The 14,761-nt window shown below is 64.0% G+C and carries 16 protein-coding genes; 8 read left to right on the top strand and 8 right to left on the bottom strand.

Going from position 1 to position 14,761, the window contains the following annotated elements:
• Positions 1 to 28 precede the first annotated feature (28 nt).
• Positions 29 to 499: a bacterioferritin gene (gene bfr, locus PSEMAI1_RS0105630; protein WP_024301929.1), complete on the bottom strand. Its 471-nt coding sequence runs from the start codon at positions 497 to 499 to the stop codon at positions 29 to 31.
• Positions 500 to 603: 104 nt separating this feature from the next.
• A complete protein-coding gene (locus PSEMAI1_RS0105625) occupies positions 604 to 810 on the bottom strand; it encodes a bacterioferritin-associated ferredoxin (protein WP_024301928.1) in 207 nt (68 codons plus the stop codon).
• A gap of 83 nt (positions 811 to 893) precedes the next feature.
• On the opposite strand from PSEMAI1_RS0105625, the gene PSEMAI1_RS0105620 reads away from it, so the two are divergent.
• From PSEMAI1_RS0105620 to mnmA, 3 genes are read left to right on the top strand one after another with little or no spacing between them, the layout of a single operon-like run.
• Entirely contained in the window at positions 894 to 1,358 is a 465-nt protein-coding gene (locus PSEMAI1_RS0105620; RefSeq protein ID WP_024301927.1) for an NUDIX hydrolase, read from the top strand.
• Complete coding sequence (locus tag PSEMAI1_RS0105615; RefSeq protein ID WP_024301926.1) at positions 1,355 to 1,894, top strand: hypothetical protein; 540 nt, start codon at positions 1,355 to 1,357, stop codon at positions 1,892 to 1,894. Before PSEMAI1_RS0105620 ends, PSEMAI1_RS0105615 begins: the two co-directional genes overlap by 4 nt.
• The gene (gene mnmA / locus PSEMAI1_RS0105610; protein ID WP_024301925.1) at positions 1,891 to 2,967 is read left to right on the top strand and encodes a tRNA 2-thiouridine(34) synthase MnmA; all 1,077 of its coding nucleotides are present in this window, start codon (positions 1,891 to 1,893) and stop codon (positions 2,965 to 2,967) included. Before PSEMAI1_RS0105615 ends, mnmA begins: the two co-directional genes overlap by 4 nt.
• Positions 2,968 to 3,040: 73 nt before the next feature.
• On the opposite strand, the gene PSEMAI1_RS0105605 is transcribed toward mnmA, so the two are convergent.
• Positions 3,041 to 3,982 carry a LysR substrate-binding domain-containing protein gene (locus PSEMAI1_RS0105605; protein WP_024301924.1) on the bottom strand — a complete coding sequence of 314 codons (942 nt, stop codon included), beginning with the start codon at positions 3,980 to 3,982 and terminating at the stop codon, positions 3,041 to 3,043.
• 126 nt (positions 3,983 to 4,108) lie between these two features.
• Between PSEMAI1_RS0105605 and PSEMAI1_RS0105600 the strand changes: the two genes are divergently transcribed.
• Genes PSEMAI1_RS0105600 through PSEMAI1_RS0105590 form a run of 3 tightly spaced genes read left to right on the top strand, consistent with a single transcriptional unit; the run spans position 4,109 to position 6,920 of the window.
• Positions 4,109 to 5,263, top strand: a complete 1,155-nt coding sequence (locus PSEMAI1_RS0105600) for a methionine aminotransferase (protein WP_024301923.1) — start codon at positions 4,109 to 4,111, stop codon at positions 5,261 to 5,263.
• Positions 5,264 to 5,273: 10 nt separating this feature from the next.
• Positions 5,274 to 6,089, top strand: coding sequence for a carbon-nitrogen hydrolase family protein (locus tag PSEMAI1_RS0105595; RefSeq protein ID WP_024301922.1), 816 nt, complete (start codon positions 5,274 to 5,276; stop codon positions 6,087 to 6,089).
• Between the two features lie 57 nt (positions 6,090 to 6,146).
• Entirely contained in the window at positions 6,147 to 6,920 is a 774-nt protein-coding gene (locus PSEMAI1_RS0105590; RefSeq protein ID WP_024301921.1) for a transporter substrate-binding domain-containing protein, read from the top strand.
• Between the two features lie 90 nt (positions 6,921 to 7,010).
• Here the strand turns inward: PSEMAI1_RS0105590 and PSEMAI1_RS0105585 are convergent, their stop codons facing one another.
• On the bottom strand, positions 7,011 to 7,517 hold the full coding sequence (locus tag PSEMAI1_RS0105585; RefSeq protein WP_024301920.1) for a VOC family protein: 507 nt from the start codon (positions 7,515 to 7,517) through the stop codon (positions 7,011 to 7,013).
• Positions 7,518 to 7,599: 82 nt separating this feature from the next.
• Positions 7,600 to 10,443 (bottom strand): excinuclease ABC subunit UvrA, encoded by a 2,844-nt coding sequence (uvrA, locus tag PSEMAI1_RS0105580; RefSeq protein WP_024301919.1) that lies wholly within the window; start codon positions 10,441 to 10,443, stop codon positions 7,600 to 7,602.
• Positions 10,444 to 10,582: 139 nt separating this feature from the next.
• Between uvrA and PSEMAI1_RS0105575 the strand changes: the two genes are divergently transcribed.
• Both PSEMAI1_RS0105575 and PSEMAI1_RS0105570 read left to right on the top strand, forming a co-directional pair.
• Positions 10,583 to 11,944: an MFS transporter gene (locus PSEMAI1_RS0105575; protein WP_024301918.1), complete on the top strand. Its 1,362-nt coding sequence runs from the start codon at positions 10,583 to 10,585 to the stop codon at positions 11,942 to 11,944.
• Positions 11,945 to 12,031: 87 nt separating this feature from the next.
• Positions 12,032 to 12,487, top strand: coding sequence for a single-stranded DNA-binding protein (locus tag PSEMAI1_RS0105570; protein WP_024301917.1), 456 nt, complete (start codon positions 12,032 to 12,034; stop codon positions 12,485 to 12,487).
• Between the two features lie 121 nt (positions 12,488 to 12,608).
• On the opposite strand, the gene PSEMAI1_RS0105565 is transcribed toward PSEMAI1_RS0105570, so the two are convergent.
• The 3 genes from PSEMAI1_RS0105565 to narI all read right to left on the bottom strand — a co-directional run bounded on the left by PSEMAI1_RS0105565 (position 12,609) and on the right by narI (position 14,751).
• The gene (locus PSEMAI1_RS0105565; RefSeq protein ID WP_024301916.1) at positions 12,609 to 13,172 is read right to left on the bottom strand and encodes a YIP1 family protein; all 564 of its coding nucleotides are present in this window, start codon (positions 13,170 to 13,172) and stop codon (positions 12,609 to 12,611) included.
• Positions 13,173 to 13,296: 124 nt separating this feature from the next.
• The gene (locus PSEMAI1_RS0105560; RefSeq protein WP_024301915.1) at positions 13,297 to 14,031 is read right to left on the bottom strand and encodes a peptidylprolyl isomerase; all 735 of its coding nucleotides are present in this window, start codon (positions 14,029 to 14,031) and stop codon (positions 13,297 to 13,299) included.
• A 12-nt stretch (positions 14,032 to 14,043) separates the two neighbouring features.
• Complete coding sequence (gene narI / locus PSEMAI1_RS0105555) at positions 14,044 to 14,751, bottom strand: respiratory nitrate reductase subunit gamma (protein WP_024301914.1); 708 nt, start codon at positions 14,749 to 14,751, stop codon at positions 14,044 to 14,046.
• Positions 14,752 to 14,761 lie beyond the last annotated feature (10 nt).

The following is a 14,761-nucleotide window of genomic DNA, read 5'->3' as shown; positions in this document are numbered from 1 at the left end:
GCTGCTGTCATGATGGTGCGACGAGCGATCAGTCTTCCATCTGGCTTTGCAGGTAGTTCTGCAGGCCGACCTTCTCGATCAGGCCCAGCTGGGTTTCCAGCCAGTCCACATGCTCTTCCTCGCTCTCCAGGATGTCTTCCAGCAGATCGCGGGTCACGTAGTCGTTGACGCTCTCGCAATGGACGATGGCCTCGCGCAGCAACGGCAGACCCTCCATCTCCAGTTTGAGGTCGAGCTCGAGCATTTCCTGCGGCTTCTCACCGATGTATAGCTTGCCGAGATCCTGCAGATTGGGCAGCCCCTCGAGGAACAGGATGCGCTCGATCAGCTTGTCGGCGTGCTTCATCTCGTCGATGGATTCGTGGTATTCGCGCTCGTTGAGCTTTTTCAGACCCCAGTTCTTGAACATGCGCGCATGCAGAAAGTACTGATTGATGGCGGTCAGTTCGTTCTTGAGTATTTGATTGAGGAATTTTAGGACTTTTTTATCGCCTTGCATGACAAGCTCCTGTGCACATATCTTAGGATTATTGCACATGAGTTTGCGAGCGCAAGGCGGAGCGGTGCACCTTGCGGTGCAGCTTGCGCCGGAAGCAGCGGGGTTTAGGCGACGTCGCGAAAGGGCGAGTGGGCTTCGACGGTCAGATCCGCCAGCGTGTCCTTGATCAGTTGGTGGGCACAGCAGGCACAGCGGCCGCAGTCGGTCGCCACCCCCAGTTGCTGCGATACGTCGCGCAGACGGGTCGCGCCGTCCATGACGGCTTCACGGATCTGCGTATCGGTCACACCATGACAAAGACAAACGTACATGTTTCCACCTAGCACATATAAATGTGAATTATTATCATTATGTGGATAAACAAGAACCATTGTCAACTGGAATCGACGAGCTCATGAGAATCTGGAAACCGAATGTCACCGTAGCCGCCGTCATCGAGCGTGAGGGCCGCTTCCTGATGGTGGAAGAAGAGACTCCCGAAGGCTTGCGGCTGAACCAGCCGGCCGGGCACCTGGAGCATGGCGAGACGCTGTTCGAGGCGGTACGGCGCGAAGTGCTGGAGGAAACGGCCTGGCACTTCGAACCGGAAGCGCTGGTCGGCATCTACCTGGCGGACAAGCCCGGCAGCGACATCACCTACCTGCGCTTCACCTTCTGCGGCAAGGCCTTGGAGGAAGAAGCCGGGCGCCGGCTGGACGACGGCATCGTCGCCGCGTGCTGGCTCACCGCCGCGGAAATCCGCGCCCGCACCCGGCAACACCGCAGCCCGGCCGTGGCGCTGAGCCTGGACGACTGGCTGACCGGTCAGCGGCTGCCGCTGGACGTCATTCGCCATCTGAGCGGCGGAAACAAGCCATGAGGGGGTGGCGATGGCTCTGGTTCTGGCTGCTCGCCATCGGCAACAGCCATGCGGACACCCTGCCCGTCTGTTACTATTACGGCTGCAAACGCGAGGCCCGATTCGACGTGGGGGCCGACGACAAAGAGCGCCTGGCCCATTTGCTGGCTGGCGGCAGCACGGCAGAGGCAGAACGCGAGGCGGTCAAAACGGCGGTGCAGCAGTTGTTCTTGATAGCCGGCAAGAGCACCCCCATCTGGCAGGACAAGGGGCGAAACTTCCCCGACGGCGGCGCCGAGGGGCGCATGGACTGCGTCGACCACAGCAGCAATGTCACCACTTTCCTGCGCTATCTGCAGGATCAGGGCTGGCTACGCTTCCACACCGTGGCCAAACCGGCTTGGCGCGCGCCGTGGATCGTCGATCTGCATTACACCGCCGTGCTGCACGACAGCGGTAATGGCCAGGATTGGGCCGTGGACAGCTGGTTCAAGGATTTCGGGGCACCGCCGGAGGTAGTGCCCCTCGCTATTTGGAAAGAAGGATATTCCCCGTGACGGGTAAGAAACGCATCGTCGTCGGCATGTCCGGCGGCGTGGATTCGTCGGTCACCGCCTGGCTCTTGAAGCAGCAGGGCCACGAGGTGATCGGCGTGTTCATGCAGAACTGGGAAGACGACAACGACGACGAGTACTGCTCGATCAAGCAGGATGCACTCGACGCGCTGAGTGTGGCCGACATCGTCGGCATCGACATGGAGATTGTCAACTTCGCCAAGGAATACAAGGACCGCGTGTTCTCGTACTTCCTCAAGGAGTACTCGGCCGGCCGCACGCCGAACCCGGACGTGTTGTGCAATGCCGAGATCAAGTTCAAGGCCTTTCTCGACTACGCCATGGAGCTGGGCGCCGACTGCATCGCCACCGGCCACTACGCCCGCAAGGCGGAGCGCGACGGCAGGCACTACTTGCTGAAGGCGGTGGACCACACCAAGGACCAGAGCTATTTCCTGTACCGGCTCAACCAGGCGCAGCTGTCCAAGGCGATGTTTCCGCTGGGCGACATCCGCAAGACCGAGGTGCGCCAGTTGGCCGAACAGGCCGGCCTGCCGACCGCCGCCAAGAAGGACAGCACCGGCATCTGCTTCATCGGCGAGCGGCCATTCCGCGAGTTCCTGCAGCGCTACCTGCCGACCCAGCCGGGCGACATGGTGACGCCGGAGGGCAAGCGCGTGGGCCGGCACGAGGGACTGATGTACTACACGCTGGGGCAGCGCAAGGGGCTCAACATCGGCGGCGCCAAGGACGGCAGCGGCGAACCGTGGTTCGTCGCCGGCAAGGACATTCCCGCCAATCAGCTGATCGTGGTGCAGGGGCACGACCACCCCTTGCTGCTGAAGAGCACGCTGGCGATGGGCGATCTGTCGTGGACGCTGGACGAGGCACCGGCGCCGGGCGATTACGCCGCCAAGAACCGCTACCGCATGGCCGACGCGGCCTGTTCGCTGTCGCCGGTGGTGGATGGCCAGGCTACCCTCACCTTCCGCGACAAGCAGTGGGCGGTGACGCCGGGGCAGTCGGCGGTGCTGTACGATGGGGATGTGTGTCTAGGCGGCGGTATCATCCGCTGAGAGCACCCCACCCTACCCTCCTTACCAATCAATCCGACGGCCGCTCTCGTAGCGGCCGTTTGCTTTTCGCGGCTCAGGACATGGCCTGCGCGGGTGTTTCGCCCGGCACCGGGCCGGGCTGCGGTTCGTCCGGCAACGGGTGGCGGGCGGCCAGCCAGTCGTGCAGCAGTTGCGCCGCCTCGGCGGTCCGGTTCGGCGCCGGCAGGGCCAGCAGGTAGCCGTTGCCGGTGAACAGGGTCTGGGCGAACGGCGTAATGACCGTGCCGCGCTTGAGCTCTTCTTCCAATAGCACCACATCCGCCATCGACACCCCGAAGCCTTGCTGAGCGGCGTTCATCGCCAGGTCCAGAGTGTCGAACAACTGGCCGCTGGCTGGGTTGGCGCCCTTGGCCCCCACCGATTTCAGCCATAGCGTCCAGTCGCGCCGGTCTCGCGAGGCATGCAGCAGCGGGAAACGAACCAGATCTTCCGGTTCGTTCAGAGGATGGCCGAACGATTCCAGCAGCGCCGGCGTGCAGACCGGCGTGAGCTGTTCGCGAAACAGCGCGGTCTGCCGCGGCTGGCGTGCCGGCACCGGCCCGAACACGATGGCGAGGTCGAACGGTTCCTTGGCGAAGTCGACGTCGTGCGCGTGCACGCTGGTGACTTCGACTTCGATCTCGGGATGTTCCTTGCGGAACTGCATGATCTCGCGCAGCAGCCAGCGCGAGATGCATGACGGCGCCTTCAGGCGCAGGTGATTGCGCGCTTGGCGCGCCGCCTCTACGCCCTTGCCCAGCGTGGCCAGCGCACGCGTCACGTAGGGCAGCAGCGCCTCGCCCTCGCTGGTCAGCACCAGCCGGCGCACTTGGCGATGGAACAAGGGATAGCCCAGCTGCTGTTCGAGCTGGGCCACTTGCTTGCTTACCGCGCCCTGGGTCAGGCACAGCTCGTCGGCCGCCAGCGTGAAGCTCATGTGGCGGGCGGCGACCTCGAAAACCTGCAGGCCGTACAAGGGAAGTTGACGTAGCGTCACGGCGTGTCATGCCTGAAAAAAACTCATGCATAACATGCCGATAAATCGTTTGTCGCACAAGCCCCGGCGCCCGTTTAATGGGCTCGAACGCCACCCGCTGGCAAAGACACAACAACCGGGGATGACATGACCGACTCCATCACGCCGCGCTCGAAACTGCCGAACGTGGGCACCACCATCTTCACCGTGATCGGCCAGCTCGCTGCCGAACATCGGGCGATCAACCTGTCGCAGGGTGCGCCCAACTTCCCGTGCGCGCCGGAACTGATCGAGCACACCCATCAGGCCATGCTCGACGGCCACAACCAGTATTCGCCGATGGCCGGCCTCGCCGCCCTGCGCGAGGCGGTCGCCGACAAGGTGGCCGCGCTGTATGGCCAGCGCTACGACCCGGCGCGGGAGGTCACCATCACCGCCAGTGCCAGCGAGGGGCTGTTCGCCAGTATCACGGCACTGGTCCATCCCGGCGACGAGGTGATCGTGTTCGAGCCCTGCTTCGACAGCTACGCGCCGATGATCGAGCTGCAGGGCGCCACCGTGGTGTCGATCAAGCTCGCCCCGCCTGGGTTCGCCATTCCCTGGGACGAGGTCGCCGCGCGCATCACTCCGCGCACGCGGATGATCCTGCTCAACAGCCCGCACAATCCGAGCGGCGCGGTACTGGGCGACGAGGACATCGCCGAGCTCAAGCGACTCACCGCCGGCACCGACATCGTGCTGCTGTCGGACGAGGTCTACGAGCACGTGGTGTTCGACGGCGCCCTGCACCACAGCATGAGCCGTCACCCGGAGCTGGCCGAGCGCGCAGTGGTGGTGGCCTCGTTCGGCAAAACCTTCCATATCACCGGTTGGCGCGTCGGCTATTGCCTGGCGCCGGCGGCCCTGATGGAAGAAATCCGCAAGGTGCACCAGTTCGCCATGTTCGCCGCCGACACACCGATGCAGCACGGCCTGGCGCGCCTCATGCAGACCCCGTCGCATTACCTCGGGCTGGCAGATTTCTACCAGAAGAAGCGCGATCTGTTGATCGACTGCCTGGCCAGTTCGCGCCTGACGCTGCTGCCGTCGGCCGGCAGTTTCTTCATGCTGGCGAGCTACGAGAACATCAGCCGGCAGTCCGATAGCGACTTCGTGCAGACGCTGATCAAGGAGCATCAGGTGGCGACCATCCCGGTGTCGGCGTTCTATCGCGACGGCACCGACCATCACCTGATCCGCCTGTCGTTCGCCAAGGACGAGGCCACCTTGCGCGCCGGGGCCGAGCGCCTCTGCCGCCTCTAGGAGAGCCCGCATGTCCACTGTACAGCGACTCACCGCCGCCGCCATCCAGATGGTGTCCGGCGATGACCTGTCGGCCAACCTCGAACGCGCCCGCGTCCTGGTCGGCGAAGCGGCCGCCGCCGGCGCCGAGCTGGTGGTGCTGCCGGAATACTTCTACCTGATGCCGGAAGACGAGCGCGAGCGGGTGGCGCTGGCCCGCCCCTTCGGCGATGGCCCGATCTACCACTACCTGGCCGAGTTGGCCGAGCGGCACCGGCTGTGGCTGGTGGGCGGGACCCTGCCATTGGCAAGCCCGGAGCCGGGCAAGATGTTCAATTCCAGCCTGCTGTTCGGGCCGGACGGCCGCTGCCGGGTGCGTTACGACAAGATCCACCTGTTCGGCTTCGACAACGGCCGCGAACGCTACGACGAATCGGCCACCATGAGTGCCGGTGAGCAGGTCGCCAGCGGCGACACGCCGTGGGGGCCGCTGCGATTGTCGGTCTGCTACGATCTGCGCTTTCCCGAACTCTACCGCCAGCGCCCGGCGCCGACGCTGATCGCCGCGCCGGCAGCATTTACCCATACCACCGGCCAAGCGCACTGGGAGCTGCTGCTGCGCGCCCGCGCCGTCGACAACCTGGCCTTCGTCATCGGTGCCGGCCAGGGCGGCATGCACCCCGGCGGCAAACGCACCTTCGGCCACAGCCTGATCGTGGACCCGTGGGGCACGGTGCTGGCCTGCCACGAAGACGGCGAAGGCATCGCGCTCGCCACCCTCGATCTGAACCGGCAGGCCGAGCTGCGCCAGCGCCTGCCCACCTTACAACACCGGCGTCTGGACTAGCGTCGGAATCCATACAACAAGACGGTCCGCATCCCCTCTACAAAGGAAGGAAACACCATGAAGAAGCACATCACGCTGGCCCTGTTGTCGCTGACCGCCCCGCTGGCGGCACATTCGGCCGAAACGCTGCGCATCGCCACCGATGCCACCTACCCGCCGTTCGAGTACGTCGACGCCAACGGTAAGGTGGCCGGTTTCGAAGTGGACTTCGCCTACGCCTTGTGCAAGGAAATGAAGGTGCAGTGCGAGGTCATCAACCAGCCGTGGGACGGCCTGATTCCCGGCCTGCAGGTGAAGAAGTACGACGCGATCATGTCGTCGATGAACATCACCGACGAGCGGCGCAAGGCGGTGGATTTCAGCAAGGTCTACTACCTGATGCAGAACCGCTTCGTCACCGCCAAGAGCAACAAGACCGAGATCCAGCCGGCGGCCCTCAGCGGCAAGACCATCGCGGTGCAGACCGGCACCCCGCAGGACCGCTTCGTCACCCAGCAGTTCGGCAAGTCGGCCACCATCAAGCGTTACGTCAACGCGCAGGACCCGATGATGGAGCTGACCTCGGGCCGTGCCGACTACACTTTCGGCAACACCGTGCAGTTGCAGAAAGGCTTCCTGGAAACCGCGCCGGGCAAGGGCTTCCAGTTCGTCGGCCCGGTGTTCGATGGGCGCCAGGACAAGGTGCTCGGCGAAGGCGTGGCGGTGGCGCTGCGCAAGCAGGATACCGCGCTGAAAGCCCGCTTCAACGCCGCCATCGACGCGGTCAAGAAGAAGGGGGTGTACCACGAACTGCTGGTGAAGCATAAGCTCGACGGCCTGCTGGCCGATTGAGGCCGGTTCCGCGCTGCCGGCCGCCAAAGCCGGTGAGCAACAAAAAACCCGCTTGACAGCGGGTTTTTTGTTGCATTTCGGCCAACTTTTTCACTGGCCGTTGTGGACATGGCCGTTATGGCCATTAATGGTGTTGTGACCGTTATGGCCATTGTGGGCGGTACGGCCAGGCAGTTTCAGCTTGCCGCTCAGCCAGGTGTGGTCGTAGCTGACCACTTCGAAGGCGTTGCCGAACGGATCGACGAACGCCAGTGAACAGAAGAAGTGGTGATCGTAGACCGAATCGCGGGCGATGGTTTGACCCTCCCGATTGGTGACACGCTCGCCGGCGAGCTGGTCGATCCACTCCATGAACTCCTGGCCGCTCACCACGAAGGCCACGGCACTGACCGCTGCGCTGAAATCGGCATCCTCGCACAATGCCAGACGAACGCTGGCGCTGGGGTTGGCGATCATGGTCACGCCATGCGGTTCATCCTGCATGTGGCGGTAGCGAGGGTCTGGCGTCAGACCCAGCACCCGCTGATACCACTCAAGCGCAGTGGGAGTGTCCGTGACACGGACATGAATATGGTCGATTTTTCCAAGATTAAGCATGTAATCCTCTTCATCGGGTCACTTTGTGTGACTCAGCCTCCCTGAATCCCTTCACTGAAGTATATCGGAAACCACCACATTGTCAGCCTATTGCCGGTGAAATCTTGCCGCATTCCAGCAATGTCGCCAAATAGCGTCCGGTGTGGCTCACCGGATTGGCCGCCACTTGCTCCGGTGTGCCGCTGGCGATGATCTGGCCGCCGCCGGCGCCGCCCTCCGGCCCAAGGTCGATCAGCCAGTCGGCGGTTTTGATGACGTCGAGGTTGTGCTCGATCACCACCACGGTGTTGCCGTTGCCACGCAGGCGGTGCAGCACTTTCAGCAGCAGGTCGATGTCGTGGAAATGCAGGCCGGTGGTCGGCTCGTCGAGGATGTACAGGGTGCGGCCGGTGTCGCGCTTGGAGAGTTCCAGTGCCAGCTTGACGCGCTGCGCCTCGCCGCCGGACAGCGTGGTGGCGGACTGCCCGAGGCGGATGTAGCCCAGGCCGACGTCCATCAGGGTCTGTAGCTTGCGCGCCACGGTCGGCACCGCGCCGAAGAATTCCAGCGCATGCTCCACCGTCATCTCCAGCACTTCGTGAATGGTCTGACCCTTGTATTTCACCTCCAGCGTCTCGCGGTTGTAGCGCTTGCCGTGGCAGACGTCGCAGGGAACGTAGATGTCGGGCAGGAAGTGCATCTCGACCTTGATCACGCCGTCGCCCTGGCAGGCTTCGCAGCGCCCGCCCTTGACGTTGAAGCTGAAGCGCCCCGGGCCGTAGCCGCGCTCGCGCGCCAGCGGAACGCCGGAGAACAGTTCGCGGATCGGCGTGAACAGTCCGGTGTAGGTGGCGGGGTTGGAACGCGGGGTGCGGCCGATCGGGCCCTGGTCGACGCTGATCACCTTGTCGAGGTGCTCCAGGCCGGTGATCTCGCGGTACGGCGCCGGCTCCTCGCTGGCGCCGTTCAGTTCGCGCGCGGCGATCTTGTACAGGGTGTCGTTGATCAGCGTGGACTTGCCCGAGCCGGACACGCCGGTGATGCACACCAGCATGCCCAGCGGCAGCTCCAGCGTGGTGTCCTTGAGGTTGTTGCCGCTGGCGCCGGAGAGCACCAGCAGGCGCTCGCGGTCGACTGGGCGGCGCTCGCTTTCCACTTCGATGCGGCGACGGCCGGACAGGAAGGCGCCGGTGACCGAGTGTTCGCTCGCTTCGATTTCCTTCGGCGTGCCGGCGATCAGCACCTCGCCGCCATGCTCGCCGGCCCCCGGCCCCATGTCGACCACGAAGTCGGCGGCGCGGATGGCGTCCTCGTCGTGCTCGACCACGATCACGCTGTTGCCCAGGTCGCGCAGCCTCACCAGCGTCGCCAGCAGGCGGTCGTTGTCGCGCTGGTGCAGGCCGATGCTGGGCTCGTCCAGCACGTACATCACGCCGGTCAGGCCGGAGCCGATCTGGCTCGCCAGGCGGATGCGCTGCGCCTCGCCGCCGGACAGGGTGTCGGCCGAGCGCGCCAGGCACAGGTAATCGAGGCCGACGTTGTTGAGGAAGGAGACGCGGTCGCGGATTTCCTTGATGATCTTGTCCGCCACCGCCTGCTTCTGGCCGCTGAATTCCACCTGCTCGAAGAAGCGCGCGGCATCCTTCAGCGCCATCTGGTTGATGCCGTACAGGGTCTGCCCCGCCACGTAGACGTAGCGCGCCTCACGGCGCAGGCGCGAGCCTTCGCAGTGCGGGCAAGGCTGGTTGTTCTGGTACTTGGCCAGCTCCTCGCGTACCGCGAGCGAGTCGGTCTCGCGGTAGCGGCGCTCGAGGTTGGGGAGGATGCCCTCGAACGGGTGGCTGCGGGTGAACTTGGCGCCGCGCTCGGAGAGGTAAGTGAATTCGATGTTGTCACGCCCGGAGCCATGCAGAATGACGTGGCGCACCCGTTCCGGCAGCAGCTCGAACGGCAGCTCGAGGTCGAAGCCGAAGTGCTCGCCCAAGGCCTGCAGCATCTGGTAGTAGAACTGGTTGCGCTTGTCCCAGCCCTTGATCGCGCCGGCGGCCAGGCTCAGTTCCGGATGGGCCACCACCCGTTTCGGGTCGAAGAAGGTGATCTCGCCCAGCCCGTCGCACTTGGGGCAGGCGCCCATCGGGTTGTTGAACGAGAACAGCCGCGGCTCCAGCTCGGGCAGGCTGTACGAGCACACAGGGCAGGCGAACTTGGCGGAGAACCAGTGCTCCTTGCCGGAATCCATCTCGACCGCGATGGCGCGGCCCTCGGCGTGGCGCAGCGCGGTCTCGAAGCTTTCGGCGAGCCGTTGCTGCAGGTCGGCGCGCACCTTGAGGCGGTCGATCACCACCTCGATGGTGTGCTTCTTGTTCTTGTCGAGCTTGGGCACGGCGTCGAGCTCGGCCACCTCGCCGTCGACCCGCACCCGCACGAAGCCCTGCGCGCGCAGTTCCTCGAACAGGTCGGCGTTTTCCCCCTTGCGCGCCATCACCACCGGCGCCAGGATCATCACCCGCGTCTCTTCCGGCAGCGCCAGCACGTTGTCGACCATCTGCGACACGGTCTGCGAGGCCAGCGGCACGCCGTGCTCGGGGCAGTGAGGCTCGCCGACGCGGGCGAACAATAGGCGCAGGTAGTCGTGAATTTCGGTCACCGTGCCGACCGTGGAGCGCGGGTTGTGGCTGGTGGCCTTCTGCTCGATGGAAATGGCCGGCGACAAGCCCTCGATCAGATCGACGTCCGGCTTTTCCATCAGCTGCAGGAACTGGCGCGCGTAGGCCGACAGCGACTCGACGTAGCGCCGCTGCCCTTCGGCGTACAGCGTATCGAACGCCAGCGAGGACTTGCCGGAACCGGACAGGCCGGTGATCACCACCAACTGGTGGCGCGGCAGATCGAGGTTGATGTTTTTCAGGTTGTGGGTACGTGCGCCACGGATGCGGATGGAGTCCATGCCTCACTCACGATCAGTCGGGGAACCTGTTAATATACCCGACTTGGCGCGCGACGCTCCAGCCGCAGTACGGCCCGGGACGCTGCCGGGCCATCGGCGGCCCGTGCTTTCCATCCTCGCAACCACATAACAACACTGAATGAATCCGCTTGAACTTCGTGCCAGCCTCGGTCTGGCTGGCGTGTACGCCCTGCGCATGCTGGGCATGTTCCTGATCTTGCCGGTATTCGCCCTCTACGCCAAGACACTGCCCGGCACCCACAGCGCCACCTGGATCGGCATCGCGCTGGGCGCCTACGGCCTGACCCAGGCGCTGCTGCAGTTGCCGCTGGGCATGCTGTCCGACCGGATCGGCCGCAAGAAGGTGATCTACGGCGGGCTCCTGGTGTTCGCGCTGGGCAGTTTCATCGCCGCCGAGGCGCACGACATCGTCTGGCTCACCATCGGCCGCATCATCCAGGGCTCCGGCGCCATCTCCGCCGCCATCACCGCGCTCTTGGCCGATCTGACGCGCGAAGAGAACCGCACCAAGGCGATGGCGATGATCGGCATGAGCATCGGCACCACCTTCGCCGTCAGCCTGGTGCTGGGCCCGCTGCTCGCCCACTACATCGGCGTCAACGGCATCTTCGCGCTGACCGGCGTGCTGACCCTGATGGCGCTGGCGGGAGTCAAGTACCTGATTCCCGACCCGGTGGTGTCGCGTTTCCACTCCGACGCCGAAGCCAATACCAGCCGGCTGGGCAGCGTGATGAGGAACGGCGATCTGCTGCGCCTCAACTACGGCATCTTCTCGCTGCACGCGGCGCAGATGGCGATGTTCGTGGTGATTCCGTTCGCGCTGACCACTACCGGCGGGCTCGACAAGGCGCATCACTGGCAGGTCTACCTGCCGGTGGTGCTGATCGGCTTCATTCTCATGGTGCCGGCGATCATCTACGGCGAGAAACGCCACAAGCTGAAAACCGTGTTCGTCGGCGCCATCGCGCTGATGACCTTGGCCCAGCTCGGCATGGCGCTGGCGCTGGACAGCTTCTGGCAGATCGTCACCTGGCTCACCGGCTACTTCATCGCCTTCAACATCCTCGAGGCCAGCCTGCCCTCGCTGATTTCCAAGATCGCACCGGCCGACGCCAAAGGAACCGCGATCGGGGTGTATAATACCGCCCAGTCTTTCGGCCTCTTTCTCGGCGCGGCCGCCGGCGGCGTGCTGTACACCCACTTCGGCTCGGGCGGCGTGTTCGGCTTCACCAGCTTCCTGATGCTGTCCTGGCTGGTGCTGGCCGTCACCATGCGCCCGCCGCAGGCGGTGAAGTCGGTCATGTTCCACATCGGCGAGAGCTGGCGGGGCAGCGCCCCCCTGCTGTCGCAGCGCCTGGCCTCCCAGCGCGGCGTCAAGGAAGCGGTGGTGGTGATCGACGAGCGCGTCGCCTATCTCAAGGTATCGCAAGAGGACTGGGACGAGGCCGCCGTCCAGCAATTGATTTTGGAAACCAACTGATGGCGGGTGCCGGCCCGGCGCCCCGAGGCAAGACCATCGGCTGGCCGCTCGCTACTTTAGTGAATTTGAATTGAATCGGAGATCTACATGAACAGCATCACCTTCGACGGCCGCCTGGCGGCAGATGCCGAACTGCGCTACACCCCGAGCGGCGAACCGGTGCTGAGCTTCCGCGTGGCCAGCGATATCGGTTTCGGCGAGCGCCGCACCACCAACTGGTTCAGCTGCCAGGTATGGGGCAAGCGCGGCGAATCGCTGAAGAACTACCTGAGCAAGGGCCAGCAGGTGACCGTTTACGGCCAGCTCACCCTGCGCGAATGGGAAGACCGCGACGGCAACAAGAAGCTGTCGCCGGACGTGCGCGTGAACGAGATCAGCCTGCAGGGCAGCAAGCGCGACGCGGCGATGGACGACGACAGCGGCTACGGCGCCCCGGCGCCGCGCCAGAGCGCCCCGTCCGCTCCGCCGGCCGCCCCGCGCCGCATGGAGCCGAAGCCGGCCAGCAAGGCGGACGACTTCATGGATGATGACATCCCGTTCTAATCAAGCACTTCCTTTACTTTAGTAAGTAAAAAGCCTGCGCTCCTGATGGTTGCAGGCTTTTTTCTTGTTTGCCGCGAACGCAACTAGCGGTCAGCCCATTACCTGCTTGCGCTTCGCTCTTTCAGAGGAGCGGCATGACCAGCAGGGCCACGATCAGCGCCCACACCAGCGCCCCCACCGAAAAGACCGTATACGCCAACGCTTCCGTCCGGACCGAGTCGTCATGTTCAAACAGGGCATCAAGGCCGTGATAAATCAGCCCGCCGGACGCCATCAAGCCGAGGATGGCCGCCAACGCGTTGAATAGCGGAATGGGGACGAACAGCGACAAGGCGGACAGCCAGATCGGTACCGGGGCGATGGCCGCCAGACGGTAGCTGTCGGCATAGGAGGGCCTGGAGTCGGTATGCACCGCCTGGCGGATAAACCAGGCCATGACATGGACACAGCCCCAACTGGTCAGCAGGAAAATTACTGCGACGCCAGCCCAATAGCCGAACGTGACCTCGGGGGCATACACGTCGCCATGGAACCAGGCGGCATACAGGATCATGCCGGCAGCCACCGAAGAGGGAAACAGCACGATTTTCAGGAACGCCCCCCAGGGCGAAGGATGGGTCCGCGCTATATCGTTCCATCCTTCCTTGGAGGATACGACCATACGAAAAAGCGAGAGGGGTTTCATGGCAACACTCCTCGATGAAACGGGCAGGACAATCGGTGGGGGCTTCTTTGACTATATGTCGGCATGATGCGTTTGCAAGAGCACCATCGGTAGTGATGCTGCCAGCGCGACAGGCCCGATGTCTTCAATGGCGCCGGTCCGGAATCAGATCCATGCCGTCCATCTCGGCATTGGCCGCCAGCCTCTCCAGATACTGGCGGAGCGCACGGCTCAGGCTTTGTTCGGCAAGATCGGATGCCACACGATCACGAATCATCGCCAGCGGCAGGAGCCGTCCCGGTTCGCGCCGCTCCACCTTGACGATATGAAAGCCGTAACGGGTGCGCACGACGCGCGGCAACACCCCGACCGAGCCATCGGCAAACAGTGCCGCCTCGAATTCCGGCACGGTATCTCCCCTTTGCAGTTGGCCGAGGCTGCCGCCCACCTGCGCCGACGGGCAGTTGGACATGTCCTGGGCCAATTCGGCGAAACGCGAGGCATCGGCCTGGACCTGATGCAATATCGCTTCCGCTCGCGCCAGTAGCGGCTGGATGGGCGTGCGTTCCGTCACTTGCAGCAGAATATGCGAGGCGAACACCAGCTCGCCCGCCGTGTAACGCCCGGGATTCGCCAGATAATGCCGCTCGATCTCTTCGTCGCCGGCCTGCGGCACTGGCACTTCGCGCTCGAGCAGTTGTTCCAGCGCCGCCGCGGTGGCGGCCTCGTCGGCGTCCGCCGCCAGCAAGCCCAGCGTCACGGCGCGCTGGCGGAGCAGTTCCTGCACCGCTGCATGCCGTAAATCGGCCGGCGTGGCCGCCACGATCTCGACATCGTTGATGCGTGCGGTCAGTGCCTGGGGGAGGGATTCGGTGGTCATGAGTCGGGCTCTTCAGGGAATTCGACGGGGCGCCAGCTTCCTGTGGGTGCGCATCAGCTGATAGGGGCGGAAAAGATAGAAGACTGCCGCAAAGCCGCTCCAGATATGGACCAGGCGGGTAAACGGAAAAATCAGGAACACGGTGAGCCCGAGGAAGATATGCGCCTTGTAGACCCAGGGCACGGCAAGGATCAGGGCGGCATTGTCTGCCCGGAAAATCACGATGCCTTGTACATAGGCAATCAACGCACCGAAGTCGTAACCGGGTACATGGCTCGATGAGTAAACCACGGTCAGCAGGCCGAGGGCGAGCTGGAGCCAGATGATCACCAGCACCACCATGTCCGCGGTACGGCTATTGCTCAGGATGCGCGGATCGCTGACCCGGCGGTAAATCAGGATGCTGAGCCCGATGATGGAGAACACGCCGGCCACCCCGCCCCCTACCATCGCCAGCAGTTCGTGCGCCCTCTCGCTCATCAGTGCCAGCACGATGGGCTCCGGCATCAGGAAACCGATCAGGTGGCCGAAGAAGACCACCAGGACACCGAGGTGGAATAGCATTGAACCCAGGCGCAGCTGACTCTTGCGCAGAATCTGCGACGAATCGCTTTTCCACGAATACTGCTCGCGGTCGAAGCGGATCAGGCTGCCGATGAAAAAGACCGACAGCGCAATATAGGGGTAGAGGCCGAATAGAAAATCGTGCAGCGATTTCATGGTGGTTCTC

The sequence above is a fragment of the Pseudogulbenkiania sp. MAI-1 genome, from assembly GCF_000527175.1.
Lineage (GTDB): Bacteria > Pseudomonadota > Gammaproteobacteria > Burkholderiales > Chromobacteriaceae > Pseudogulbenkiania.
The sequence above is the reverse complement of the archived record's forward strand: the minus strand, read 5'-3'. Positions and strand labels throughout refer to the sequence as shown.

Coding starts and splice junctions, on each gene's coding strand:
- bfr (WP_024301929.1), bottom strand. CDS start 499: ATGCAAGGCGATAAAAAAGTCCTAAAATTCCTCAATCAAATACTCAAG.
- PSEMAI1_RS0105625 (WP_024301928.1), bottom strand. CDS start 810: ATGTACGTTTGTCTTTGTCATGGTGTGACCGATACGCAGATCCGTGAA.
- PSEMAI1_RS0105620 (WP_024301927.1), top strand. CDS start 894: ATGAGAATCTGGAAACCGAATGTCACCGTAGCCGCCGTCATCGAGCGT.
- PSEMAI1_RS0105615 (WP_024301926.1), top strand. CDS start 1,355: ATGAGGGGGTGGCGATGGCTCTGGTTCTGGCTGCTCGCCATCGGCAAC.
- PSEMAI1_RS0105600 (WP_024301923.1), top strand. CDS start 4,109: ATGACCGACTCCATCACGCCGCGCTCGAAACTGCCGAACGTGGGCACC.
- PSEMAI1_RS0105595 (WP_024301922.1), top strand. CDS start 5,274: ATGTCCACTGTACAGCGACTCACCGCCGCCGCCATCCAGATGGTGTCC.
- PSEMAI1_RS0105590 (WP_024301921.1), top strand. CDS start 6,147: ATGAAGAAGCACATCACGCTGGCCCTGTTGTCGCTGACCGCCCCGCTG.
- PSEMAI1_RS0105585 (WP_024301920.1), bottom strand. CDS start 7,517: ATGCTTAATCTTGGAAAAATCGACCATATTCATGTCCGTGTCACGGAC.
- uvrA (WP_024301919.1), bottom strand. CDS start 10,443: ATGGACTCCATCCGCATCCGTGGCGCACGTACCCACAACCTGAAAAAC.
- PSEMAI1_RS0105575 (WP_024301918.1), top strand. CDS start 10,583: ATGAATCCGCTTGAACTTCGTGCCAGCCTCGGTCTGGCTGGCGTGTAC.
- PSEMAI1_RS0105570 (WP_024301917.1), top strand. CDS start 12,032: ATGAACAGCATCACCTTCGACGGCCGCCTGGCGGCAGATGCCGAACTG.
- PSEMAI1_RS0105565 (WP_024301916.1), bottom strand. CDS start 13,172: ATGAAACCCCTCTCGCTTTTTCGTATGGTCGTATCCTCCAAGGAAGGA.
- PSEMAI1_RS0105560 (WP_024301915.1), bottom strand. CDS start 14,031: ATGACCACCGAATCCCTCCCCCAGGCACTGACCGCACGCATCAACGAT.
- narI (WP_024301914.1), bottom strand. CDS start 14,751: ATGAAATCGCTGCACGATTTTCTATTCGGCCTCTACCCCTATATTGCG.